Annotated in this window: 19 protein-coding genes and 1 riboswitch; of the genes, 10 read left to right on the plus strand and 9 right to left on the minus strand. The window is 35.0% G+C overall.

Annotated elements, in window-relative coordinates; genetic code table 11:
• Nucleotides 1-41 precede the first annotated feature (41 nt).
• A complete protein-coding gene (locus tag ACX5JI_RS16465) occupies nt 42-959 on the minus strand; it encodes an iron-hydroxamate ABC transporter substrate-binding protein (RefSeq protein WP_459502108.1) in 918 nt (305 codons plus the stop codon).
• A gap of 272 nt (nt 960-1,231) precedes the next feature.
• Here ACX5JI_RS16465 and ACX5JI_RS16470 point away from each other — a divergent pair, with 272 nt between their 5' ends.
• Entirely contained in the window at nt 1,232-2,281 is a 1,050-nt protein-coding gene (locus ACX5JI_RS16470; RefSeq protein WP_459502109.1) for an NAD(P)/FAD-dependent oxidoreductase, read from the plus strand.
• Between the two features lie 245 nt (nt 2,282-2,526).
• Here the strand turns inward: ACX5JI_RS16470 and ACX5JI_RS16475 are convergent, their stop codons facing one another.
• Nucleotides 2,527-2,895 (minus strand): hypothetical protein, encoded by a 369-nt coding sequence (locus ACX5JI_RS16475; RefSeq protein ID WP_459502110.1) that lies wholly within the window; start codon nt 2,893-2,895, stop codon nt 2,527-2,529.
• Nucleotides 2,896-3,150: 255 nt separating this feature from the next.
• Between ACX5JI_RS16475 and ACX5JI_RS16480 the strand changes: the two genes are divergently transcribed.
• Nucleotides 3,151-3,390 (plus strand): helix-turn-helix domain-containing protein, encoded by a 240-nt coding sequence (locus tag ACX5JI_RS16480; protein WP_459502111.1) that lies wholly within the window; start codon nt 3,151-3,153, stop codon nt 3,388-3,390.
• A 493-nt stretch (nt 3,391-3,883) separates the two neighbouring features.
• Nucleotides 3,884-4,264, plus strand: coding sequence for a hypothetical protein (locus tag ACX5JI_RS16485; protein ID WP_459502112.1), 381 nt, complete (start codon nt 3,884-3,886; stop codon nt 4,262-4,264).
• Between the two features lie 22 nt (nt 4,265-4,286).
• Here ACX5JI_RS16485 and ACX5JI_RS16490 read toward each other — a convergent pair whose 3' ends face one another.
• Entirely contained in the window at nt 4,287-4,919 is a 633-nt protein-coding gene (locus tag ACX5JI_RS16490) for a cyclase family protein (protein ID WP_459502113.1), read from the minus strand.
• Between the two features lie 91 nt (nt 4,920-5,010).
• Nucleotides 5,011-5,123, minus strand: a riboswitch (SAM riboswitch).
• 152 nt (nt 5,124-5,275) lie between these two features.
• On the opposite strand from ACX5JI_RS16490, the gene ACX5JI_RS16495 reads away from it, so the two are divergent.
• Both ACX5JI_RS16495 and ACX5JI_RS16500 read left to right on the plus strand, forming a co-directional pair.
• On the plus strand, nt 5,276-6,385 hold the full coding sequence (locus ACX5JI_RS16495) for a PRK06851 family protein (protein WP_459502115.1): 1,110 nt from the start codon (nt 5,276-5,278) through the stop codon (nt 6,383-6,385).
• 146 nt (nt 6,386-6,531) lie between these two features.
• Nucleotides 6,532-7,305 carry a nucleotidyltransferase domain-containing protein gene (locus ACX5JI_RS16500; RefSeq protein ID WP_459502116.1) on the plus strand — a complete coding sequence of 258 codons (774 nt, stop codon included), beginning with the start codon at nt 6,532-6,534 and terminating at the stop codon, nt 7,303-7,305.
• Between the two features lie 245 nt (nt 7,306-7,550).
• Here the strand turns inward: ACX5JI_RS16500 and ACX5JI_RS16505 are convergent, their stop codons facing one another.
• A complete protein-coding gene (locus ACX5JI_RS16505; RefSeq protein WP_459502117.1) occupies nt 7,551-8,849 on the minus strand; it encodes an MFS transporter in 1,299 nt (432 codons plus the stop codon).
• A 170-nt stretch (nt 8,850-9,019) separates the two neighbouring features.
• Nucleotides 9,020-10,546, minus strand: coding sequence for an FAD-dependent oxidoreductase (locus ACX5JI_RS16510; protein ID WP_459502118.1), 1,527 nt, complete (start codon nt 10,544-10,546; stop codon nt 9,020-9,022).
• A gap of 651 nt (nt 10,547-11,197) precedes the next feature.
• Here ACX5JI_RS16510 and desB point away from each other — a divergent pair.
• Nucleotides 11,198-12,283: a Delta(10) desaturase DesB gene (desB, locus tag ACX5JI_RS16515; protein WP_459502119.1), complete on the plus strand. Its 1,086-nt coding sequence runs from the start codon at nt 11,198-11,200 to the stop codon at nt 12,281-12,283.
• A gap of 266 nt (nt 12,284-12,549) precedes the next feature.
• On the opposite strand, the gene ACX5JI_RS16520 is transcribed toward desB, so the two are convergent.
• From ACX5JI_RS16520 to ACX5JI_RS16530, 3 genes are all read right to left on the minus strand, one after another.
• On the minus strand, nt 12,550-13,242 hold the full coding sequence (locus ACX5JI_RS16520) for an amino acid ABC transporter permease (RefSeq protein WP_459502120.1): 693 nt from the start codon (nt 13,240-13,242) through the stop codon (nt 12,550-12,552).
• 139 nt (nt 13,243-13,381) lie between these two features.
• Entirely contained in the window at nt 13,382-14,167 is a 786-nt protein-coding gene (locus tag ACX5JI_RS16525) for an ABC transporter substrate-binding protein (RefSeq protein ID WP_459502121.1), read from the minus strand.
• Nucleotides 14,168-14,303: 136 nt separating this feature from the next.
• On the minus strand, nt 14,304-15,026 hold the full coding sequence (locus tag ACX5JI_RS16530) for an amino acid ABC transporter ATP-binding protein (RefSeq protein WP_459502122.1): 723 nt from the start codon (nt 15,024-15,026) through the stop codon (nt 14,304-14,306).
• 713 nt (nt 15,027-15,739) lie between these two features.
• Between ACX5JI_RS16530 and ACX5JI_RS16535 the strand changes: the two genes are divergently transcribed.
• Nucleotides 15,740-19,366 (plus strand): SpaA isopeptide-forming pilin-related protein, encoded by a 3,627-nt coding sequence (locus tag ACX5JI_RS16535; RefSeq protein ID WP_459502123.1) that lies wholly within the window; start codon nt 15,740-15,742, stop codon nt 19,364-19,366.
• 148 nt (nt 19,367-19,514) lie between these two features.
• Here the strand turns inward: ACX5JI_RS16535 and ACX5JI_RS16540 are convergent, their stop codons facing one another.
• Complete coding sequence (locus ACX5JI_RS16540) at nt 19,515-20,864, minus strand: FAD-binding oxidoreductase (RefSeq protein ID WP_459502124.1); 1,350 nt, start codon at nt 20,862-20,864, stop codon at nt 19,515-19,517.
• A gap of 246 nt (nt 20,865-21,110) precedes the next feature.
• Here ACX5JI_RS16540 and ACX5JI_RS16545 point away from each other — a divergent pair, with 246 nt between their 5' ends.
• The 3 genes from ACX5JI_RS16545 (at nt 21,111) to ACX5JI_RS16555 (ending at nt 25,401) form a co-directional block, all read left to right on the plus strand.
• Nucleotides 21,111-22,775 carry a glycoside hydrolase family 13 protein gene (locus ACX5JI_RS16545; protein WP_459502125.1) on the plus strand — a complete coding sequence of 555 codons (1,665 nt, stop codon included), beginning with the start codon at nt 21,111-21,113 and terminating at the stop codon, nt 22,773-22,775.
• A 192-nt stretch (nt 22,776-22,967) separates the two neighbouring features.
• Nucleotides 22,968-24,605: a PTS transporter subunit IIBC gene (locus ACX5JI_RS16550; protein WP_459502126.1), complete on the plus strand. Its 1,638-nt coding sequence runs from the start codon at nt 22,968-22,970 to the stop codon at nt 24,603-24,605.
• Between the two features lie 4 nt (nt 24,606-24,609).
• On the plus strand, nt 24,610-25,401 hold the full coding sequence (locus tag ACX5JI_RS16555; protein ID WP_459502127.1) for an endonuclease/exonuclease/phosphatase family protein: 792 nt from the start codon (nt 24,610-24,612) through the stop codon (nt 25,399-25,401).
• Nucleotides 25,402-25,614: the final 213 nt, after the last annotated feature.

The following is a 25,614-nucleotide window of genomic DNA, read 5'->3' on the forward strand; positions in this document are numbered from 1 at the left end:
AGGAAGAGGAATTCTTAAATTAAGAATTCCTCACTGTTGTATTATTGGCCAAGAAAGCTCTTTTTGAAGAAGTCTAATTGGAAATCTAATGTAAGTGGATCATTAAAGTAGAATTCCATCATGTTTGCTTCAAATGCACGATTATTTTTTACTGCTGGAATGTTTTTGTATGACTCTGTCTCTTGGAATGAGTTATCAGTATCTTTGTTTTTACTTACGATTAAGTAATCTCCAGCAAACTCAGGTAACACCTCAGTAGATAATGCATAGTAACCATCTTTTAATGCTTTTTCTTTTACTTTTTCAGGCATTTTTAATTTCATTTCTTGGTAAAGAATTTCTGTTCCACGGCCCCAGTTATCGCCGTATACATAAATTTGTTTATTGAAGTTTTCGATAACAGAAACGGTTGCATCTTCACCGATCTTCGCTTTAATTTCTTTTCCTGCTGTTTGAGCGCGTTTCTTGAAATCGTCAACCCAAGTTTGTGCTTCTTTTTCTTTATTTAATAATTTACCAATTTCTACATGTTGTGTTAAGTAATCAACTTTTCCGTATGTAAATGTTACAGTAGGCGCGATTTTCTTTAACTTATCAACATTTTTAACATTTGATAAACCGATGATTAAATCTGGATTTAATTCAGCGATTTTTTCAACATTTTCATCTGATACTTCAGCAACGCTTTTTAATTTGCTATCAAAACGTGGGTTTTGTTTAGACCATGAGTCTACTCCAACAAGATTTACATCTAAAGACATGACGTTACCTGCAAATGATGAGAGTACAACAACACGCTTTGGATTTGCAGGAACTTCAACTTTACCATTTTCAGACTGGTATGTAATTGTTTCTGACTTGCTACTTTTTGCGTCGTTCTTCTTGTCTGTAGAGCCATTGCTACAAGCACTCATAACGAATACAAATAAAACTGAAAGTGAAATGAATAATTTTTTCATTTTTTTCTCCTTTGTATGAATTGGATGTAATATATAGCTTTCTAATAGGATAGATATTTCATGCTTATATATTCATTGTATTCTTCTAGAAATCACCATTTTTGTTGATAGTTTACATATTGATAATGATTATCAATACTAACTCTTTAAATAATATAATTTTATCTTTTTGTCTTGTCAATAGTAATTTTGATTGTAAATAGAACGAAAAAAAGGTATATTTTATTGAGAATGATAATCAATTTAATTTGGTGACCGAGGAGTGAACGCAAATGAATCAAGAAGAGCTATTTGATGTGACCGTAATTGGCGGTGGTCCAGCAGGACTTTATTCAGCGTTTTATAGTGGACTAAGAGAAATGAAAACGAAGATAATTGAATTTCAGTCACAGTTAGGTGGAAAGATACACGTTTATCCTGAAAAAATGATTTGGGATATCGGAGGACTGCCCCCGGTTACGGGAGCGCGGTTAATCGAGCAACTGGTGGAGCAAGGATTAACATTTCATCCAGAAGTAGTGTTAAATGAAAAGGTAGAATCAATTACTCGGAATGAAGATGGGATTTTTGTGTTAACAACTTTCTCCGGTCAAAAGCATTTTTCAAAAACAGTGGTTGTAGCTACTGGAAGTGGAATATTGAAACCACAAAAATTAGCAATTGAAGGTGCAGAGAAGTTTGAAGTATCGAATTTAAATTATACGGTAAAATCTTTGAAGCGTTTTAAAGATAAAACAGTAATTATTTCAGGTGGGGGAAACTCTGCGATAGATTGGGCAAATGAATTAGAGCCCATTGCGAAAAAGGTTTATTTAACATATAGAAAAGATGCGTTAGCTGGTCATGAAGCACAAGTGACACAGCTTATGAATAGCTCGGCGGATTGTTTCTTTCATACATCAATTACAAAGCTAGTGGCTGATGACAAGCACGAAACGATTGAATATGTTGAGTTAACGAATCACGAAACAGGTGAAGTTTCTCATTTATCGATTGACGAGGTCATTATTAATCATGGATATGAACGTGATATGACATTATTGGAGAATAGTGAACTAAATGTTGAAATCGTTGATAACTATTTTATTTCTGGGAGTGCAAGTAGTGAATCTTCCATAGAAGGATTATATGCTGCTGGAGATATTTTAAAGCATGAAGGGAAATTGCATTTAATTGCAGGCGCTTTCCAAGATGCTGGAAATGCTGTAAATAAGGCGAAGCAATTTATTCAGCCAGAGGCGAGTGAATACGGAATGGTTTCTTCACATAATGATGTTTTTAAACAGCGTAACCGAGAACTTATTAAGCAAATGATGAAATAATGGATCTTGCTGAGAAGTTTAAAACGTGGGAAGAACAAAATGTTTTTTACAGATAAACACCCAGTTACTTTCTTGTCTTTATAAAGTAGCTGGGTGTTTATTTGTTTTCTAGCTTTTTTTTCATTTATATGACACCGGTTTCTTCAGTGCACGTCTTTTACATGTATTTTGAAAGAGGGGAATATGGCGACGTGAACGATTTATTTGTAAATGTTTTTTATTACTCATCTGTTTTTAAAGGGAATTTATGCTGTTCCTTGTGTGTAATGATTAGGAAATTGCTTATTTTGCATTGAAGCAATGTATTGTTTGCCATGCTTTCTTGCAACAGATTCTAATATGTGACGCACACGTTTAGTTAGGTGGCCTTGATTTTGTAATGCCTCGCAGTACGCATCATAGTAAGCATATTTAGCCCAAAGAAAATCATCTTGTTGGAATAAGAAATGATTTTGATACCAGTCCCCAATTGTAGTATAGTTCATGTTTTCATTTGTTACTTTTTTTTGCTCGATAATTCTTTTTGGCAATTCTTTAGAAAGCTGAGAAGCAGTGTTTGTTGTTGCAGCTTGTAATGATTGTTCTAACATTGTAATGATGTGACGAGTAGCCATATGTTAACTCTCCTTTGTATAAATGGATAAATGCCATTTTATATTTTTATACCACTCTATGTATTATACAATATATGGAATGCATCTACCTGCTTTTTGGTTTGTATTCACAAAATCTTTTTATTTTACCTCGCAAAAGCCTGATTCGTGAAGATTAATAATTAGTGGAGGTTGAAGAAAACCCCTACTGATTAAAGTTTCACTTTATGTATAAAAATCTTTTATAATGATGGAGAGGTAAAAAATCGTAAGGGAATGAAAGAATTGTATATAACAATAAAGGAAGCAGCAGAATATTTAAATCTTCCGGAGTCTTATATTGAAGAATTGGTTCAACAAAAACGAATTCGATCTGTGTATGATGGTGAGCAATATTTGCTGAATAAAGAACAGTTCAATACGCATTTAGAACAAATGGAAAAATATAAGCAGTTAGTAGAAGAAATATTAAATGAACCAATTCCAGAGGATATGGATGTAAAAGATGAAGATTAAATTACATGGATAAAGTTATATAGTATCATTTTTTCTAAATACCGTTTCAAGAGCTATAGAATAAGTATCTTGAAATGGTTTTTTTTACAATAAAATATATAACGGCTTTGTTTACAAGTATATAAGTTGCAGTTACGAAAATAAAAAAGGTTCCCAACTCGTTTGCTTTTTCTGTTTTGCATAGCATGATATAGTGACAAATTAGCAGTATCCTTGTCAATTATATAGAATGAAAAGACAAGCGGATTTTTCAGAAAAGTGTTCTTGTTATGTAAATATAAACATTTTATAAAAAGCATCAAGAATGCTTTTTTTTCTAAAATACTTAGTTTATAATGGAGGAAAATATCGACATGAAGTTTGATTACTCATGTACCGGTTTGTAGTTTTCATTTCTATGAATGTTTAGAATGAATTAGATTTCTGTGAATTAAAAAAGAGGGGTGCACACGCATCCTTTTTTCTATGCAGATATTATGAAAGAGGTGGTATGATGGAATTAACATTAAATTCGACTGTATGTTTACACACGATTCAATTTCGAAAAGAGCAAAAGAATTATATTGTAAAAGATACAATTACAGGCGAAAAATATGAAATGCCGCCACTTTGTATTGATGCACTTGCCATGATGCGTGACGGATTTTTATTGGGAGAAATTGAGGGAAAGTTAAAAGAAGAATATCCAAAAGAAGAAGTGAACATTCTAGAATTTACGAGGCAACTGTTAGAACTAGAGCTTGTCGGGATGGTTGACGGAGAAGAAATCATTTGTACGAAAAAGAAAGATAAGGATTATTTTGCATGGGTTCGTCCTCGTGTTGAAAAGCTTTTTCTTAATGTAAACCGAAAATATCGAAGCAGAGGTCAATGATGATCTCTGCTTTTTTAGTGAATTAGAAAATAACCGCAAATGCTCTAGCAAAGGCGCCGTCACTATTTTTAATTTTCAGTGGTGCTGCTGAAAAGAAAAAGCGTTTTGTTTCAATTGCAGCTAAGTTTGTTAAGTTTTCAATTAAGTAAATATTATTTCCTAATAAAATATGATGAATTGGTGATGTTTCAGTTGTCACTTCATCAGGAGAAATGAAATCTAAACCGACAGCTTTTACTTTTAATCTAACTAATTCTTCAGCAAGTTCTTCTGAAAGATAAAAGGCTTCCTTTTCATATGCTGCTGTATTCCATTTGTTTGAGAGATTAGAATGGAAAATGACGATATCTCCTTCTTTTATTCCTGCATCATGTAATACTTCTTTAGGTAATTTTCGTTCTTGTACATGTGTTACATCAATGAGAATAGCTTCACCTACAAACTGATTAAGTGGTAATTGCTCAATTGTCGATGCACCTGAAATAAAATGGGCGGGTGCATCACAATGTGTACCAACGTGAACTATTGAATGAAAATCTGTGACTTGAAATCCAGCCTCTTCAACACTTGTAATAGATTCTAAATGAATCGGCGGTGTTCCAGGAAATTGAGACATATTGTTTTCGAATGTTTGTGATAAATCAATTACTTTCATTGGTAATACCTCCAATAATTTTTTTGAAATATAAAAAGCCTATCTTTCAAATCAAGAAAGGTAGGCTTTGCATACTTACATGTAAGTTCATTTTCTATCTTCCAAAATGCGTTGCATTTTGCAGGATTTAGCACCTATTCAGTCTATATAAACTGAGGTTGCTGGGCTTCAAAGGGCCAGTCCCTCTGCCTCTCTCGATAAGGAAATTATTCAGTTTTAAAATTTGAAATTTTCTGTTATTTAAATTGTAATTCATTTCCTTTTTTAATGCAAGAATGAAAATAGGTATTCACCCAACTAAGGGATCCAGCATATGGTGGCTTATGTAAGCAAATTGCTGCAAAGGAGTGAGTGCAGTGACAGGAAAAGTTTTGAATTATTATGCTGGTGGGAATACTGCTAGAGGTTTTTATAGCTTATATGAGGAGAACTTAATTGGACTGGAAAGACTTTTTATTTTGAAGGGTGGTCCAGGAACTGGGAAATCTTCGCTAATGAAAGCAATTGGACGTGAGTGGACTGAAAGAGGCTATGATATTGAACTTTTGCATTGTTCTTCTGATAACAAATCTATCGACGGTGTTATTATTCCAAAATTAAAAGTAGGAATTGTAGATGGAACAGCACCACATGTTATTGAGCCTAAAACACCTGGAGTTGTAGAAGAGTATGTAAATTTAGGAGAGGCTTGGGATTCAGAAAAATTACGAAACCGTAAAGATACGATTAAACGATATATGTCAGAAGCAAGCCGAGCATTTCAATCAGCATATAATTGTTTCAAAGAGGCATTAGTTATACATGATGATTGGGAAAAAATTTATATTAATAATATGGATTTTCAAAAAGCAGATAAATTAACAAATCAGCTTATCCAAAAATTATTTGCAGATAGCAAAGGAAAACAAGCGGTTGTAAAGCACCGTTTCTTAGGAGCAGCGACACCAAAAGGTGCGGTTGATTTCGTTCCAAATTTAACAGAAGGAATCCCGCATCGTTATTTTATAAAAGGGCGTCCAGGAACTGGAAAATCAACAATGTTAAAAAAAATAGGAGCGACAGCAGAAGAAAAAGGCTTTGAAGTTGAAGTATATCATTGTGGTTTTGATCCAAATAGCCTTGATATGATTATTGTAAGAGAGTTAGGCTTTGCAATCTTTGATAGTACAGCGCCTCATGAATATTTTCCGGAACGAGAAGGTGATGAGATTATTGATATGTATAATTTCATTGTTAAGAAAGGAACGGATGAAAAATATGCTAAGGAAATTCGAGATGTTTCCATTCGATATAAAGCAAAGATGAATGAAGCTATGTCGTTCTTAGCGGAGGCAAAAGCAGTGCGAGATAAATTAGAACGAATTTATATTGCTGCGATGGATTTTAAAAAGGTGGATATGTATCAAAATGAAATAAAGAGAGAGTTTGAGCAGATTGCTAAATTTCTTGGCGAGCAGCAAAAATAAAACGATTGTAAGCTGTTAGGAAGAACCTAGCAGCTTCCATACATATTAATGGCGGCATGATATATTTTAGAAGTAGAATCTTACTTTAATGGTGAGTATATTTGTCGAATTTCCAGGGAAATGATCAAAAAATGAGGAGGATACATATGCAAAGTAAAATTCAATTGGAATTAGAGAGAATTGAGAAAGAGAATAACGTAAAAATTTTATTCGCGGTGGAATCTGGAAGCCGTGCATGGGGATTCCCGTCGAAAGATAGTGATTACGATGTTAGATTTGTATACATTCATCCAGTAGAGTGGTATTTATCTATAAATGAAAAACGCGATGTCATTGAATATCCAATTAGCGATGCTTTAGACATAAGTGGCTGGGATATTAGAAAAGCTCTGCGATTATTTGCAAAATCAAATCCTGCATTATTAGAATGGATCCGCTCTCCAATCTTTTACTCTAAGGATTCTGACCTTCCAGAACGTCTACAGAAGGTGAGCGAAAATGATTTTGATCCAAAAGCAACAATCTACCATTACTTACATATGGCATCAAAAAACTATCATGAATTTCTACAAGGAGAGAGTGTGAAGTTAAAAAAATACTTCTATGTATTGCGGCCTATTTTAGCTTGCAAATGGTTAGAAGAGAAAGGGACATTACCGCCTGTAGAATTTGACCGATTAATTACTGAACTATCAATAGAACAAAAAATTTTAAATGAGATTGAAGATTTACTAATCAAGAAAAAAGCAGGCGTTGAGCTAGATGCTGGTCCAAAAATTATAGCATTAAATGAATTTTTGGAGGAACAAATAAAGTACTACCAGGAGTATGTGAAGGGAATTGAAAAAGGACAGGGTATTGAAATTGAAAGATTGAATGTCTTGTTTCGGGACATGTTATCTGAAACAGAGTACCAATAGATTGAATGATTTGTTTCAGGCTGCGTGGAAAGGGAAATGCCTACGAACTTCTAAAAAGAAACATTGTAATTTGACGAGGTTGGTTCGTATAAAATGGTGAATGAAATTTTATCGATGATTTTTCAAATATATCGACCGTTTCTCATCATATATCGGCGCAAATTAAAATATATCAGCGATTCGACAAAGGATATCGACTAACCAGCAAAAAATGACAAAAAAACAGGAGCCACCTAGCTCCTGTTTTAGCTAACTTTACTTTGTTTAGGAATAAAGAAAACAGCAACAGCTGCAATAAATCCAGCAATTGCAAATAAGTAAAAGTTCCATACTTGATCATATTGTAGAGTCATTAATACTCCTATAATAATTGGGCCAGCGATTGCGCCAATAAGTCCCCATCCTAAAGATGTAGCACGAGCGTGTGAAGGGAAGTATTGGGTTACATAAGCGTTTAATATTTGGGTAATGCCAACGGACCCAATTCCAGCAAGTCCGATTAAAATATAAATAATAGAAATATGAGGCTTTATTGTCAACAATCCAATACAGATAGCGGCTATAAGATAAGAAATGCTAATAACAATCTTAGCTCCGATGCGATCTGCAATCGCTCCTGCCAACAATGCACCGATTGCAGCTGTTATATTAAGCATAAGTAAGAAAGATAAACTAGAACCTAGTGGATATCCGGCTTGGCGCATCATCTGTGGTAACCATGTATTCAACCCGTAAATAAGAAACATACCCATAATATAAGTAACCCAAAAAAGTAGAGTGGCTGTTATATAAGATTTTGAGAATAGAGTAATGATCCCGCTCTGCTTATGTTTTGTTGAAGGTTGATTCGTTATTTGCTGGGAAGGTAATTCAATTTGATAACGTTTACTAACTTGCGCAGCTTCTTCATGGCGGCTACGTGAGAGTAAAAATTGAATAGATTCTGGTAAGTAACGAATGATAAAGGGGATGAGGAGAAGTGGAATCATTCCAATACCAAACATGACTCTCCAGCCAAAATCTTGTAACATAAACATAGATAAAATAGCTCCTAAAACGATTCCTAGTGGATAACCAGTAAACATAAGTGCATAAGTGAAAGATTGTCGTTTTGCAGGCGAATATTCAACTGTGAGTGCAGAAGCAGTTGGGATTACCCCGCCAAGACCAATACCCCCGATAAAACGAAATAGGCCGAATAGTTCAGGTGATGAAGCCATTGCAGCAAGACCCATTGTAATAGAAAAAAGGGCCAAACAATAGATTAGAGTCCATTTTCTTCCAATGAAGTCTGTGATAGTACCAACAAAGATGGCTCCGATAAACATACCAAATAGCGCATAACTGGCAATTGTGCCAGCCTCTGCGGGGGACAGGGCCCAGCTTTTATCTTCTAGAAGTGATGGTAAAACAGCACCGTAAATGCCTAAATCGTATCCATCCGCTAAAATAGCGAGCCAACAGATGAAAACGACAAGTTTTGTAATAGAGTTTGAAAAACTCGTTTTTGTGGATTCTGGATGAAGTGTAGAAGATGGTTGCATAGCATACACCTCTTTTCATAGATTAATATACTATTTTGTTGAATATTACAATTTTCCTTCTATTGTCGAATTCTATCGATGATTAAATAAGAGTTCGTACATGAAAAATTGGCTACTGCAAAAATAATCTTCTTTTGCAGTAGCCAATTTCTTTCTGTTGTAAAAACGATCTATTCTCCATCAACCCGTTTCAGTGGTTTCTCTGCTGGCCCCTCAATGACATCTCCTTCAATTGAAAAGCGCGAACCATGACAAGGGCAATCCCACGTACAATCACCGCTGTTCCATTCTACTTCACACCCAAGGTGCGTACAGGTCGTATCGACAATATGTAGTTTTCCTCCATCATCTTTATAAGCACCTGCACGTTTCCCGTGAACTCTTACAACGGCACCCTCACCATTTTCAAGATCTTCTGGTTTACGGAGAGCGAATTCTAGCTTGCCCTCAATCAAATGTTTTGCCACATCAAGATTTTGAGAAACAAATGTTTTTATATCTGGATCCGCATGGAACCGTGATGGTGTAAAGAGTTCTTTATAAGGGTTATTTGTTTTTGTAATAGCGTCTGTTAATATGTGTGCTGCAATTGTTCCTGTTGTCATCCCCCATTTTCGATACCCTGCTGCAACGAATATGTTTGAGTTCCTTTCATTAATATGGCCAATATAAGGTAATTTATCTAATGTAATTAAGTCTTGTGCGGACCATCTGTAAGGAATTTCATCTATTCCAAATGTTTCTTCTGCAAAAGAGTGCAATGCTTCATAATGAAGCATCGTATTAATCCCTTGTCCTGTTTTATGGCTTTCACCGCCAACAAGAATGAGTTTTTCTCCATTCATTGTTGTGTAACGTAAGGAACGTGTAGGATTATCAATACTTAAGTACATGCCTCCAGGATAATCTGTCTTTGCTTTTATAGCGAGAACGTAGGAACGCTCTGCATACATTCTCGTGAAAAAAAAGCTGTTCGCATCATAGAAAGGGAAATGAGAGCAGGAGACAACATATTCACATGTAATCCGATGGCCATCCTTTGTAATAATTTGTGGGGATGAGTCTTTCTCGACATCAATCGCAGTAGTTTGCTCATAGACAGATCCGCCTGCTTCAATAAACTGTTCAACAAGATTTTTTAAATAATGAAGAGGGTGGAACTGTGCTTGGTTTTTCATAACAAGTGCTGCTTGAACTGAAATAGGAAGCGGAATGGACTCTACATAGTCACAAGGAATATTTAGCTTTTTATAAGCTTCGTATTCTTTTGTTAATTTCCGTAATCCATCGTTGCAAGTTGTATATAAGTAGGCGTCTTCTTCAGTAAAATCACAGTCGATGTTATTTGTTTGGATTGTTTCTTTAATAAATTGCAACGCTTTTTCGTTTGCCTTATAGTATAGCCGAGCTTGATCAGCTCCAAAATGATGAATCAGTTCATCATAAATGAGATCGTGTTGTGCAGTAATCTTTGCGGTCGTATGGCCTGTTGTTCCATTTAAAATGTTTCCAGAATCAATTAAAACAACTTTCACACCCTCCTTTGCCAGTAAATAAGCAGTTGTGATACCTGTAATTCCAGCGCCAATAATTGCAACCTCTGTTCTTATATGTTCTGACAGTTTAGGGAAGGTAGAGAGTGAAGTAGAATCACGCCAGTACGGTTCTGGAAATTGGGGAAATGAATTGTTTGTCATCTTGTATTCCTCCTGTTTTAAAATAATTTACTACTTAATTTTTCCAATTTATATGAAATTCATGTAGAGTATTTTAATCGAGTCATCCTTCTTTATATAGAGTAAGGATGGGGGAGGGCAATTTAGGAGAAAGGGATACTATGCAAGTAAGAATAAATTATTAAATATTTGTAAAACAAAAATATTATTTTGATATAACAAAAATACATACTTTACCATAAGGATCTTTTTAATTAAAGTCAATCTTATTACGAATTATTTGTCTTTATATATAAGCTATTATTGAATGAGACTGTTTTTCAATATGTGAAAGTATCTATATATATAACGGATAAAAGCTTATAAAATCTATGTTTTTTCTTTGTTGAAATAAAATATGATTATAAAAATATAACCACATTTTAATACTAGGTCATAAAAGTTATTGACAATGCAGAAAGTCTATTGATATGATTCATCATGTGGAAAGGTTGATAAAGAGTAAAAAGAGAAATATTTTTCATTGATAATAAAAGTGAAAATGAGTGACGATAGAGTGAGTATGATTTATGTATTAAAAATGATTTTTGAAATTAACTGGTATTATCAATCTGGAAACAAGAATTGATTTATGCAAGTTGCGTAAGCGCGGCATAGGAAAGGGGCAAAATGATGAAGGAGCTTCATACGTTTGGATGGTATGCAGCACGTGTATCGCCGCATTTGCCAAAGAAAGCATTTAAACCAGTTCCAACTCGTTTATTTGGTGGACTGGCTTATTTACTTGTGGCGGTAGCTGGGTTAATAACGATTGGTTTATTTGACTTGAATGTGTGGGCAAATCTTGGGATCGCAATTGTTCTCGGGTTATGTTTTGCTTCACTTGGATTTTTAGGACATGAAATTTTGCATGGGACAGTTGTAAGAAAAGCATGGCTTCGTGATTTTTTAGGAGCAATTGCATTTATGCCATTGTCTACAGGACCAAAATTGTGGAGAAAATGGCACAATGCGACGCACCATGTTCATACGCAGCATGAAGAACATGATCCGGATGCGTGGCCAACGCTTGAAAAGATGAAGAAAAGCAAATTTTTAAGATGGGTATATCGTATGCCGCTTCATGTACGTTCTTTCTTTAGTTTTCTGTCATTAACGATTCAATTTACAATACATTCAACTCGTATGTTCTTTCATTTTATAAAAGAATTTAAGTCATCGAATCAAAAATCTGTATGGCTTCAACTTCTTTTGCCGTGGACGGTTTGGATTAGTTTATTATTTATTATGGGGCCTGGGAAATGGTTGTTTGCTTATATAATTCCATTATTAATTGCCAACTTTATTGTAATGGCATATATTGCAACGAACCATCGCTTAAACCCAATCGTTCCAGTAAATGATCCACTAGCAAACTGTTTATCTGTAACGGTGCCGCGTTGGGTTGATGTTTTGCATTTTAATTTCTCATATCATACGGAACACCATTTATTCCCTGCTATGAGTTCAAAGTATTATCCATTAGTGAAAGAAAAAATTAAAGAAATGTGGCCGGAGCGTTATCATGAAATGCCGATGACGAAAGCATTAGCAGCGCTTTGGAACACGCCTCGCGTATACTATCAAGGCAGTGAATTAGTTGATCCTCATAGGGAACATTTCTATGGTTCTCTAGGGAATGGATTAGATCCTGAGAATATTTCGTATCGTGAGGAGCATATAGAGGAACAGGAAACTGTTAAAAAAGTAAATCCGTGAGTTTAGATTAATTATTTTGAAGTTTTTAACAATATAAAGCAAGCTACTTTTCAGTAGCTTGCTTTTATTTGTATTCCGCTATTTGCGGATAGTAATACTCTCGGTTTAAAATTTGGTGAAAACAAAAAAGTTAGATGGAGATAAACTATTCGTAAAGGAATGCTTTTTGAGGAAGCGTAGTGTAAATGAAATTTAGATAGAGAAAAAGGTCAATGAGAGCAATACATCATTGACCTTTTTAAGCAGAAGTTTTGCTATTATTTTTTCTATAAGGAAACAGCGTTTTCTTTTTCTTTATGTGTCTTCAGAGAATTGTGTTGTTTGCGCTGAAGTCTTTTTTCGAGCAGATTTACGAAATAAGTAAATAAAAGCACAAGTACAAGATAGTAGATACCGACAACAGCATATGTTTCTAACTGTTGGAAGTTACCAGCAGCTATTGATAAGCCTGAGCCCCATAGTTCTGGCATTCCGACATATGCAACAAGTGAAGAATCTTTTAACCCAATAATAAATTGATTGCCTAGCGGAGGGATAGAAAGGCGGAATGCCTGTGGTAAAATAATGCGACGCATGGCAAGTGGATAAGGCATTCCTAGAGATCGAGCAGCTTCTAATTGACCACGATCGACAGATTGAATAGAACCGCGGAAAATTTCTGTAATGTATGCTCCGTTATGAATAGCCAATGCAATTGCTCCTGCCCAAAACGGAGACAGGACGATAATAGAAGTAATCCCAAAGTACAAAATTGCAATTTGAACGATAAGGGGTGTACCTCGTATAACGGCAATATATACGTGCGCAATACTGTTTAAAAACTTGTTATTGGAAATGCGAAAGAAGGCAAATAGGAGCCCAATTAATGATCCGAGTAGTAATGAAGTTAATGTTAATTGTAATGTAATGACAACAGCTTTCAGAAGTGTTGGATAAGTAGATATGAAAATATCAATCATTAGCGTCACCTCATATGGAATGAATTTTAAGATATAGATACAAATGCCCCACGGCTTAGGTGGGGCATTGCTTATTGAGAAAAAGAAATCAAACTTTGAATCTGGTTTTATCTTTACTTATAAAATGAAGTAAGCCAATCTATTTTGTCTTTGCTTCTTCCCCAAGAATATTACGCCCAAACCACTTTTTACTGATTTTTTCATATGTGCCATCTTTAATAATTTCATCTAATGCTTTGTTTACCTTCTTTACCATTTCTTGATCGTCTTTGCGAATAGCGATTCCCATTTCATCAAGATTTAATGGCTTGCCAGCTTCTTTTATATTTGATTTACCTTCTTTTATCATACGAAGTCCGACCATTTGATCAGTAATTACTGCATCTACACGTCCAGGTTCTAAATCCATAAGTGCAGTAACGTCACTGTCATATTCTGTAATTTGATCTGTCTGCTTTGCAACAAGTTCCTTAAATGTACTCGCTTTTACAACACCGACTTTTTTCCCTTTCAAACTTTCCTCTGAAGAAATGGAATTGTTCTTTTTTGTTACGAAAATTTGGACGCCAGATCGATAATAAGGTTTTGAAAAATTAACCGCTTTCAATCGATCTTCTGTAATGGCCATACTACCTAATATCACATCATATTTTTTTGCTTTTAATCCTTGAATTAATGTTTCCCACGGATTTGTAACTGGTACAGGCTTCATTCCCATTTTTTTTGCGAGAGCCTCACCGATTTCGACATCAAAACCTTGTAATTTTCCATCATTTTCTTTGAAATTAAAGGGTTTATATAAGCCACTCATTGCAAAGCGGAATTCCTTTTCTTCATTTGTTGAAGTTTCCTTACTACAGGCACCAAGTATGAAAGATACACATAGTGTAATCATTGCAAAAACAGTAAATATTTTCTTTTTCATAAAAACCCCTCCTATATATTTACCCTGTACATACAGGCGACGCCGTATTTTATATGGGAGTTTCTAAGATGGAGCAATGCAGGCTACCCGTATGGATTGTAACGTTTGAAGTACTTGTAGGAAATGAAGTCTATGTTTATAAAACGTTACGTAAAAACTGTTTTGCTCTTTCATTTGAAGGTGCTGAAAAAAATTGTTCCGGCGGTGCATCCTCTACAATTTTTCCATCATCCATAAAGATGACGCGATCCGCCACATCACGCGCAAAGTTCATTTCATGGGTGACGATTACCATTGTCATCCCTTCATGAGCGAGCTCTTTCATAACTTGTAGCACTTCTCCAACAAGTTCGGGATCAAGAGCTGATGTAGGCTCATCGAATAGCATAATGTTTGGGTTCATTGCAAGTGCACGTGCAATCGCAACACGTTGCTTTTGACCACCGGATAAAAGGTGGGGTGTTACGTTTGCTTTGTCTTGTAATCCTACTTTTTTTAAAAGGTCGTATCCAATCTCTTCTGCTTTTGTTTTGTTCATTTTTTTTACATGAATAGGTGCTTCTATGATGTTTTCTAATGAGGTCATATGCGGAAAGAGGTTAAAATGTTGAAATACCATTCCAACATTTTCGCGGACTTTGTTTAAGTTTGTACGTTTCGGATCAATTTGTTCGCCTTGTAAGTAAATGTCACCTTCATCGTACATTTCTAAAAAGTTGAGGCAACGAAGTAACGTGCTTTTTCCTGAACCACTTGCACCAACTAAAACAACAACTTCTTTTTCTTTTACTTCTAAATTAATCCCTTTTAAAACATCTAACGAGCCAAACGATTTTACTAAATTTTGAACTTGAATCATACCAATCCCCCAGACAAGTTTGTATTTTACAAATAACCCTCCTTATTTTTGTTATTAGTCACAAAATGGCAAATCCCTTTATTTTTTGCAAAAAAAACATTGTCTGAGAGACGCAAAATGAGGGAGATATTGCAGGTAATAAGATGATAGAAGTTTATATTTTGTTTACTTTACGCAGTTTTATAAACTTTGTATCTTTGTTATATATATTTACAACATTAACTGTGTTATTATAGTGATTTTGAATAGGCAAATTTGTATAGATATATAGTCCATATGGATTCTTTGTTGTTAGTGTAGAAAAATATGTAACTTTTTTAATAGATAGGGCTTTTAGAGAATTTAGGCTTGAAAGATTTTGAGGTTATGTAGTTGATACGTAGCGGTAAAAACATGGATTGCTGACGCGTATAAAGAGCGATTACGTGGAAGGAAAAATATAAAGGAACTCTTTCATCTAGAATTCTATGATGATGTAGATACTATATACAAGTTTGATGCTGAGGAGACAAATAAGAGGAAGTGATATTGTAAATTAATTTGCTAGTTGAAAAAGTATATGTGCATCAAGAGAATTCTTAATTTTCGTATAATATAAATATTCAGATTTACAGATTAATGAATAATCTATAAAAATAGATCACAAAGTTTTGAGCTTAAGGTAATGGACTTTATTACCAAAATTGTCGAGAGATAAATAGAGAGGTGCGAGGATGAAAGGTAAACAGATTAGTATTTTTATCATTTGTTTGATGATACTACAAATTATTGCACAACCATATATACATATGGTAGAAGCAGCAACATACGACAAAGAAGCAAATGTTAGCTTAAAGCTTTCAGTTGAAGGCGGGGATGGTTCGCAAAAAGATGTAGGTAAAGAGTTTGTGTATCAACTTGATATGAGTACATTTGGATTAGAAGGTGGGCATAATGATGCAAAAATTATTGTTAAATTGCCACCTGAAGTTGAATATGTAAGACATGGGAAAATTAGCGGTACGGATGCAGTATATGATAAAGCGACGCATTCGGTTATTTATACATTCAAAGATTTTCTTCCCAATGGGGATTCTAAGGCAATCCCTATTACAGTGAAGTTTCCAAGTGGAACAAAGAATGGAACGACAGCTACAGCTGTAGCAGATTTTGTATCAGACCAAGGGGGGAAAACGTCTAATCAAGTGGCTGTTGTAGCATATGAAAAAGAAGTTCCACCTGAACCACCTAAGAAACCAGAATGGAATATGAGCAAAACGCCTAACAAGTGGCAGGTTAAACCAGGAGAAGAAGTGGAATATACAATTCGTGTTCAACACGTTAGTGGTCCTACTACACTGGATTCACTTTCAATAAAAGATATATTGCCAAAAGAGGCTCAGTTTATATCAGCAAGTGATAACGGGAAGTATGACGCAAATTCCCATACTGTAGCATGGGAATTACAAAATGTAGCAGGTGAAAAATTCGTTAAAGTTAAAGTGAAGTTCCTAGAAGAATATTTTGGTGAAAACGAAAGTAAATCAATTCCAAATATGGCTGAGGCAAAGCTGAAGCCGACAGGGGAAGATGAGTTAACAAAAGAAACGCATGTATATGTTGATGTTTCTAACAAAGAGATAACGCCTCCTGTTGTTCCACCAGAGCAAGCTTTTTCAGACTTAATAAAAGCTGCTCAAAAGCCTGAGTACAGTAAAGAGGAAGAAGTTGCTTTTACACTATACAATGTTAAAAATCAGTATGCTAAAGAAATAGATAATTTTGTACTTCAAGACGATCGATTTGATGAACAACTACATTTTACAAAAATGCATACCGGTACGTTTTCTGGTGTAAGCGAATATAAGCTTTTATATAAAACGAAGAATAATCCAGAGTGGAAAGAATGGAAAGTTATTCGTAACAATATGGGAGAATGGTTAGATGCTTCTTCACTATCATTAGCTGAAGGTGATAAAGTAACCGGAATTCGCTATGAATTTGGTAAAGTACCTGCAGATTTTTATATGAGCTCTGGGACATGGTTGAACTTTAAAGTGGACGATCCTAACTTTTCAGAAGGCGTTTTGAAAAACACAGGACATATTTCATATGATATTGATGGAAAGAATTATATAAAAGAAGCAACAGCACAAGTAAAAATAAAAGACAATCCAGAATCAAAAGTTAGCTTTAAGAAAAAAGCATTAACACCGCCCGGAGAGAAGTATAGTAAGGGAGAAGAAGTTGAATTTGAGCTAACTGGTAAAACAGAGTGGAATACTTCTACTTTGAACCAACCTATTATTGTAGATTGGTTACCAAAAGGATTGGAATATGTGCCGGGCTCAGAGGTGTTTACTTTTGTCAAAGGTGAATGGGATAAGCAATCTTATGATGCTACAAAAGTAAAAATAGAAGCAATCCCCGATTATAAAGAAAAAGGTAGAACACTATTGCGATGGAATTTTGCTGAATTAGGTGTTGCAGCGGGGGATGCGATAACTGTTAAGTTCAAAGTAAAGGTTACTAACTTGGCTATGGCAGGTAAGTATTACAATAAAGCAGGTTTGATGTCTAATGAAACAACGATTAAATCTGGAGATGGGTGGACTCAACCAACAGGAAAAGATGAAAATGATCTTGATGGAGATGTAGATACAAACGACCCGATTATTGAAAGTCAAGATGCTATCGAGATTGAAGAAGAGCAATCTTTAAAATCTATTAAATATGTAAAAGGTGAATTAGACGATGATTGGAAAGATTCACCAGAAGTAGCCACGACTGTACCAGGTGGAGAAGTAAAATATCGCTTAAAAATTGAAAATGGGGGTACTGTAGCCATAAGGAATGGTGTGTTAATTGATATATTCCCTGCGGCGGGCGACCAGTCAGTTCTACAGACACAGAATCATGTACAAGAACGTGGGAGTAAGTGGACGCCGTATTTAACCTCACCAATTCAAATGACTGAGGGTGACTTTCTTAAAATTTATTACACGACTGTTCCAAACCCTAAGCGTGATGATGTAATTCAAGGAAACGATACTTTTGTAAATCCAGATGGGGCGAATGATCCGAATTGGTCTTTAGAGCCACCAGCAGATTTAACAAAGGTAACGGCAGTTAAGTTTGAATTTGATAAGGACGAACTTGTATATCCTGGTGAAGAAGCGGTATTAGAATGGTCAATGCGTGCACCAGTTGATCTGGATGATTCAGCGGGAATTGCATGGAATTCATTTGGATATAGTGCAATTAATGATGTAACTGGAAATTGGATTCAACCAGCGGAGCCAAACCGAGTAGGTGTACAGTTAAAAGCACCCCAAAAGAGTTCATTAGGAGAGTACGTCTGGTTAGATAAAAATAAAGACGGAATTCAAAATGATGGAAACACTGGTATGAACGGTGTAGTCGTAGAATTACTAGATAAAGATGGAAAAGTTATTAGTATGACGAGAACTGGTAATGACAAAAAGGGAAATCCGGGTTATTACAAATTTGTAAATTTAGATCCAGGTGAATACCAAGTGAGATTTACGTTGCCGGATGGGTACAAGTGGACAAAGAAAAATGCTGGAACTGATGAAACACGTGATTCGAATGTGGATAAATATGGGTACTCGGAAATTATCAAGCTTGGTGAAAATGAACACAATATGACAATCGATGCTGGACTAGTTGAAGATACAGCCGATGATGGAGAGTTAGAAGTTACGAAAGTAGCAAAAGGTAGTAACACTCCATTAGAAGGCGCTGTTTTCGAAGTTCAAAGTAAAGATGGACAAGTCATTCAAACCATTACATCAGGTAAAGACGGAAAAGTTAGCGTAACAGATTTACCAATTGGTGAGTATAAACTGGTTGAAATTATAGCTCCGGAAGGTTATAAGCTAAGTGATACATCCTATGATTTTGCAATCAGCAAAGACACAAAAACACCGATAGAAATCACTATCGAAAATGAGGTATTAGACAAAGGTGTAATTGAAATTGAGAAAGTGGACGCTTCAAATTTAAATCTAAAATTAGCAAATGCTATATTCCAAATTTTAGATAAAGATGGTAAAGAAGTTGGGAAATTAACGACAGATGAAAATGGTAAAGCGCTATCTGAGCAATTAGTATTTGGTAAGTACACAATTAAAGAAATTCAAGCACCAAATGGCTATATGCTTTTAAGAGATCCAATTGAAATAGAAGTCGGATCAAGCGTACAAAAACTAACAATAGAAAATACAAAGAACGAATGGATGATTCCGCATACTGGTAGTATCGGTACGACTATTTTTTATTTAATAGGTGTTCTAGTTATGGTAGGCGCTCTATTCTTATTTTTCCGCAAGAGAAAATAAATAGATGTTAACATGTATAGAGAAATTGAGGAGAAGAGGGAAGGCTATATGCTTTCCCTTTTTTATATTGTTAGTTGTTTTCATTTGTGAGCGGTAAGACGCTATTTCTAAACTTTGTAAAATAAAGAAGGTAGGTAGAAGAACAAGTCTATGTTCTTCTTTTTACATTATGAGAAGGAGGAATGCTCTGTTGAAAACGAAAAACATTGCAAGGGTCATATACGGTCTTCACTTTACGTAGCTTTTGAAAATTAGAGCCATAATAACTAGTCTGCCAGTTTTGTATATCAATATCAGGCCAGTTAACATAGTCTCCTAACGTATAAGGTGCTAAGCTTTCTCGTAAATCTTTAACCCAACGTATATTGTGATTTTCTTCATCATCGTATTTCCAAGAGGTAATATATTCTTGGGCAATAATTGCCTTGCGGTGGAAATAAGCTGTTTCATTAGGAGGAATATTTTCTACAGCACCTACAAGTGATTGGTGCCAAACACTCGCATCCTTATTTGGTGAATGAGAAAGAAAGTGTTGTAAGATTTGAATGCCTTTAAGAGGAATAGGTTTATATACATAGGAACCAGAGCGTTTAAATTTTTCAGGAATATTACCGCTATTAAAGAATTGAACAGCCTTTATATAAGGGACTTCATCTACAAAGAGAGAAGGACTACCTGTTTCAAGAAGAGGGGATAATAGTGGATAGAGTTCAGAAGGAGGACCAACAAATTCACCTTTTACTTCAATTTTATTTCTTTGTTTAGCGAATAATTCGATAGACGAGGTTAGGCGCTCATCTATATAGGGTGCCCAATTCTGCCAAGCTTGAAATGCGGCAACGAAATCATCCCATTTCCATGTAAGCGAGAAGATTGAGACAGTATTTATAGGATGGACGCGAAAAGTTAGCGAAGTAACAATTCCGAAATTTCCACCACCACCACCGCGGCATGCCCAAAATAAGCGAGCGTTTTCTTGTTCATTTGCGTGAATGATTTTTGCGCCAGTTTTTCCGCACGCTTGTACCATCTCGACTTCCACTAATTGGTCACATGTCAAGCCAAATAAACGTGAGAGCATGCCAATTCCACCACCAAGCGTTAATCCAACAACCCCAACACTTGCACTTGTACCAGCAGGTATTGTAACACCGTATTTCCAAAGCTCGTTGTAGACAGTACCGAGATTTGCACCAGCTTCGATTTTTGCTGTTAAATGCTCTGTATTAACGGCAATTCGATTCATTTCACTTACATCGATAATCAGTCCATTGTTTACAAGAGAGAAATTTTCATAACTATGGCGCCCACTTCTTAAACGAAATGGTATATGACGTTCACGTGCCCATTTTAAAGCGTTACACACATCATATTTATTTTGACAAAAAACAATAATGCAAGGGAGTTTTGGAATACTTAAATTTAAATTTATTCGGGCTACATCATATTCAGGATCTGAGGGAACGACGATGCGCCCAGTTAACTTTGTTTGTTTCAAGTTATATCTCCTTTCTAAAATGATCTGAGCCTGTTATTAATATATGAACAGCATATGTAACGTGTGTGGACAAGAGCGGTGAAGAATGAGATTTACCTTTATGAGAATAAATAAAGCATAAGAATAAGGAATCTACATAGAGTTCGATGAAAACAGTTGCAAACTCCTCATATTTTGTTATGATAATGTTACGAAAACGTTTGCATAAATTTTTCAAAAAAGAAAATGCAAAAGGAGAGAACTATTATGAATAAAACATGGTGGAAAGAAGCTGTTGCTTATCAAATTTATCCACGCAGCTTTATGGATTCTAACGGCGACGGTATTGGAGACTTACAAGGTATTATTGCAAAGCTTGATTATTTAAAGGATTTAGGAATAGATATAATTTGGATTTGCCCGATGTATAAATCGCCAAATGATGATAATGGTTATGATATTAGTGATTATCAAGACATTATGGATGAGTTTGGCACGATGGCTGATTTCGATGAACTATTAGATGAAGTTCATAAGCGTGGTATGAAGCTTATTATTGATTTAGTTATTAACCATACGAGCGATGAACATCCTTGGTTTATTGAATCACGTTCTTCGAAAGATAATCCAAAGCGTGATTGGTATATTTGGCGTGATGGTAAGAATGGAGAAGAACCGAATAATTGGGAAAGTATTTTTAATGGTTCTGCTTGGGAATATGATGAAGTAACAGAGCAATATTTCTTGCACATATTCTCGCGTAAACAACCGGATTTAAACTGGGAGAATGCAGAGGTTCGTGAAGCTTTATATGATACTGTAAACTGGTGGTTAAATAAAGGAATCGATGGTTTCCGTGTAGATGCGATCAGTCATATAAAAAAAGAAGAAGGCCTAAAAGACATGCCAAATCCAAAAGGATTAAAGTATGTGTCTTCTTTTGATAAACATATGAATGTAGATGGAATTCAGCCACTTTTAGAGGAATTGAAAGAGAATACATTTTCAAAATACGATATTATGACTGTTGGAGAAGCTAATGGGGTCAAAATTGAAGATGCTGATCTTTGGGTTGGGGAAGAAAACGGTAAATTTAATATGGTATTCCAGTTTGAGCATTTAAGTTTATGGGATGCAGAAAAGAAAAAAGAACTCGATATTGTAGAGCTGAAAAAGATATTAACAAAGTGGCAAAAAGGATTAGAGAATAAAGGCTGGAACGCACTTTATATTGAGAATCATGATAAACCGCGTATTGTTTCTACATGGGGAGATGATAGCCAGTATTGGCGTGAAAGTGCAACGGCTTTAGGGGCAATGTACTTCTTTATGCACGGAACTCCATTTATTTACCAAGGGCAAGAAATTGGTATGACAAACGTTCAGTTTCCAAATATTGAAGATTATGATGATGTAGCAATTAAGAACCTATATCGCGAGAAAATTGCAGAAGGAGTATCACATCAAGAAATGATGGAGATTATTTGGGCATCTTGCCGCGATAATTCACGTACACCAATGCAATGGAGTGATGAAGAAAACGCTGGCTTTACAACGGGTATACCGTGGTTTGGTATGAATCCAAATTACAAAGAAATTAATGTTCAAAAGCAGTTTGGAGAAGCTGACTCTATTTTTAATTTCTATAAAAAGATGATTGCATTAAAAAAAGAGCATGATGTATTTAATTATGGAACGTATGATTTAATTTTAGAGAGTGATCCACAAATTTATGCGTATACACGTACATTGAATGATGAAAAAGTGATTGTGATTAGTAATATATCTAGAGAAAATGCTGTGTATAATGAAGATACATTCTCTCTAGAACGCAAACGTTTGCTTTTAAATAATTATGAAATAGTAGAACATGAAACAAGTAATACAATTACGCTTAAACCTTATGAAACAAGGGTTTATCGTATTTCTTAATAAAAAAAGATGCTCTCGTGGCATCTTTTTTTATGAAAAATCATAAATTTATATTGCAATGTGAAAACGCTTTTATTAAAATAGATTTATGAAAACGTTTGCGCTATAAAAGGGTATCGTTTTCATAAGCAAAGAGAAATTATTATTTATATCATTAGGGATCTTATAAATAAAAAGGGGAGGAAAAAATAGATGAAAATTACGTCTTTTGATTTTTGGCAGAAATTTGGAAAAGCATTGTTAGTTGTTGTAGCGGTTATGCCAGCTGCAGGTTTAATGATTTCCATCGGTAAGTTAATTGGTATGTCTGCTGGGGATGTAAATGCAGTACATACAATTGCTAGAGTAATGGAAGACATCGGTTGGGCGATTATTACAAACTTGCATATTTTATTCGCAGTAGCGATTGGGGGATCTTGGGCGAAAGATCGTGCGGGCGGTGCATTTGCAGCACTGTTAGCATTCATCTTAACAAATCGAATTACAGGAGCTATATTTGGCGTTAACGCTGAAATGTTAACGGATTCAAAAGCAAAAGTTTCTTCATTATTAGCTGGGGATTTACTTGTAAAAGATTATTTCACTTCTGTACTTGGTGCACCAGCACTTAATATGGGAGTATTCGTAGGGATTATCACAGGTTTCTTAGGAGCTACTTTATACAATAAATATTATAACTATAATAAATTACCACAAGCGTTAGCATTCTTTAACGGAAAACGTTTTGTACCGTTCGTTGTAATTGTTTGGTCTACAATTACTGCTATTGTTTTATCACTTTTATGGCCATTCATCCAAAGTGGATTAAATGAATTTGGTCGCTGGATTGCAGCATCAAAAGATAGTGCGCCAGTTGTTGCACCGTTCGTATATGGGACATTAGAACGTTTATTATTACCATTTGGATTACATCATATGTTAACGATTCCGATGAACTATACAGAGCTTGGCGGAACGTATACGATGTTAACTGGATCGAAAGTTGGTCAAGTGGTCGCAGGACAAGATCCGTTATGGCTTGCATGGATTACAGATTTAAATAACTTGTTAGCAAATGGTGATACAAAAGCGTATAACGATGTATTAAATAATGTTGTTCCAGCTCGTTTCAAAGCAGGGCAAGTTATTGGTTCTACAGCAGCATTAATGGGTATTGCGTTTGCAATGTTCCGTAATGTTGATAAAGACAAACGTGCAAAATATAAACCAATGTTCTTATCTGCAGCATTAGCAGTATTTTTAACAGGTGTAACAGAACCAATTGAATTCATGTTCATGTTTATTGCACCAGTATTATATATTGTATACGCAATTACAACAGGACTGGCATTTGCATTAGCAGATTTAATTAACTTACGTGTTCATGCATTTGGATTTATTGAATTAATTACACGTACACCGATGATGATTAATGCGGGATTAACAAGAGATTTAATTAACTTTGTTGTTGTGTCAGCGGTATTCTTCGGTTTAAACTTTACATTATTCAATTTCTTAATTAAAAAATTCAATTTACCAACGCCAGGACGCGCAGGTAATTATATTGATAATGAAGATGAATCTTCAGAAGAAGCAGCGAATGTAAAAGAAGGTTCATTAGCAACAAAGGTTATTGATTTGTTGGGCGGGAAAGATAATATTGCTGATGTTGATGCTTGTATGACACGTCTACGTGTAACAGTGAAGAATTTAGATGTAGTTGCACCAGAGGCGCAGTGGAAACAAAATGGAGCTTTAGGTCTTATTGTAAAAGACAAAGGTGTTCAAGCGGTATATGGTCCGAAAGCTGATGTATTAAAATCAGACATTCAAGATATGTTAGGTGCATAATAAAATGAAATTACTCACTTTAAACTGCCATTCATGGCAAGAGGAGAACCAACTAGAGAAGATAAGACATCTTGCGAAAACGATTCAAGAAGAAGATTATGATGTGATTGCTTTGCAAGAGGTTAGCCAATCTATAAAAGCTCAAAACGTATGCGATAATAAGAAAAAAGACAATTTCGGCCTTGTATTACTTACAGAGCTTGAGAAGCTAGGTTTAGGAAATTACAGTATTGTTTGGGATTTCTCGCACATTGGTTATGACATATATGAAGAAGGTTTAGCTATCCTCACGAAACATCCTATTGTAAAGCAAACTTCTTTCTTTGTATCAGAAAATAGGGATACTTCTTATTGGAAAACGCGTAAAATTGTTAGCGCAACAATCTCTTATAAAGGTAAAAAGATAACTTGCTATTCTTGTCATCTTGGCTGGTGGAATGATGAGGAAGAATCGTTTCAAAATCAAGTGGAGCGTTTTATGCAGCATGTGAATGATACTGAACTTTCATTCTTAATGGGTGATTTTAATAATAATGCTCATTTACAAGGTGAAGGATACGATTATCTTATCAAAAAAGGGCTCTACGACACATATGAGCTAGCTTTGGCCAAAGATGAGGGAACAACTGTGCAAGGAGAAATTGCTGGTTGGGATGAAAATAAGCAGAATTTACGAATTGATCTCATATTCAGTAACAAACCAGTAAAGGTGCTTTCATCAAACGTTATTTTTAATGGTATGAACAGAAACGTGATTTCGGATCATTTCGGAGTAGAAGTTCAATTAGATATATAATATAGAAGGAATCCTCATAGCAATGTAAGCGCTATGAGGATTTTTTTCGGTGAATACAAGTATTTCCAAGATAAAATACTTGTATTTTTTATGACATTTCCTATATATTTGTTATTACTGAATGTAAAACTGATTTGGTCATTTTGTATAATTACTTTATTAACTTTGTTATATAATAAAGTAGGTAAAAGAATTTGAGGAAATAGTATATTT

This window comes from Bacillus sp. C1, assembly GCF_054570475.1.

What these genes read in the sequence shown, in the direction of transcription:
- ACX5JI_RS16465 (WP_459502108.1), bottom strand. Translation starts at nt 959, where the DNA reads ATGAAAAAATTATTCATTTCACTTTCAGTTTTATTTGTATTCGTTATG.
- ACX5JI_RS16470 (WP_459502109.1), top strand. Translation starts at nt 1,232, where the DNA reads ATGAATCAAGAAGAGCTATTTGATGTGACCGTAATTGGCGGTGGTCCA.
- ACX5JI_RS16475 (WP_459502110.1), bottom strand. Translation starts at nt 2,895, where the DNA reads ATGGCTACTCGTCACATCATTACAATGTTAGAACAATCATTACAAGCT.
- ACX5JI_RS16480 (WP_459502111.1), top strand. Translation starts at nt 3,151, where the DNA reads ATGAAAGAATTGTATATAACAATAAAGGAAGCAGCAGAATATTTAAAT.
- ACX5JI_RS16485 (WP_459502112.1), top strand. Translation starts at nt 3,884, where the DNA reads ATGGAATTAACATTAAATTCGACTGTATGTTTACACACGATTCAATTT.
- ACX5JI_RS16490 (WP_459502113.1), bottom strand. Translation starts at nt 4,919, where the DNA reads ATGAAAGTAATTGATTTATCACAAACATTCGAAAACAATATGTCTCAA.
- ACX5JI_RS16500 (WP_459502116.1), top strand. Translation starts at nt 6,532, where the DNA reads ATGCAAAGTAAAATTCAATTGGAATTAGAGAGAATTGAGAAAGAGAAT.
- ACX5JI_RS16505 (WP_459502117.1), bottom strand. Translation starts at nt 8,849, where the DNA reads ATGCAACCATCTTCTACACTTCATCCAGAATCCACAAAAACGAGTTTT.
- ACX5JI_RS16510 (WP_459502118.1), bottom strand. Translation starts at nt 10,546, where the DNA reads ATGACAAACAATTCATTTCCCCAATTTCCAGAACCGTACTGGCGTGAT.
- desB (WP_459502119.1), top strand. Translation starts at nt 11,198, where the DNA reads ATGAAGGAGCTTCATACGTTTGGATGGTATGCAGCACGTGTATCGCCG.
- ACX5JI_RS16520 (WP_459502120.1), bottom strand. Translation starts at nt 13,242, where the DNA reads ATGATTGATATTTTCATATCTACTTATCCAACACTTCTGAAAGCTGTT.
- ACX5JI_RS16525 (WP_459502121.1), bottom strand. Translation starts at nt 14,167, where the DNA reads ATGAAAAAGAAAATATTTACTGTTTTTGCAATGATTACACTATGTGTA.
- ACX5JI_RS16530 (WP_459502122.1), bottom strand. Translation starts at nt 15,026, where the DNA reads ATGATTCAAGTTCAAAATTTAGTAAAATCGTTTGGCTCGTTAGATGTT.
- ACX5JI_RS16535 (WP_459502123.1), top strand. Translation starts at nt 15,740, where the DNA reads ATGAAAGGTAAACAGATTAGTATTTTTATCATTTGTTTGATGATACTA.
- ACX5JI_RS16545 (WP_459502125.1), top strand. Translation starts at nt 21,111, where the DNA reads ATGAATAAAACATGGTGGAAAGAAGCTGTTGCTTATCAAATTTATCCA.
- ACX5JI_RS16550 (WP_459502126.1), top strand. Translation starts at nt 22,968, where the DNA reads ATGAAAATTACGTCTTTTGATTTTTGGCAGAAATTTGGAAAAGCATTG.
- ACX5JI_RS16555 (WP_459502127.1), top strand. Translation starts at nt 24,610, where the DNA reads ATGAAATTACTCACTTTAAACTGCCATTCATGGCAAGAGGAGAACCAA.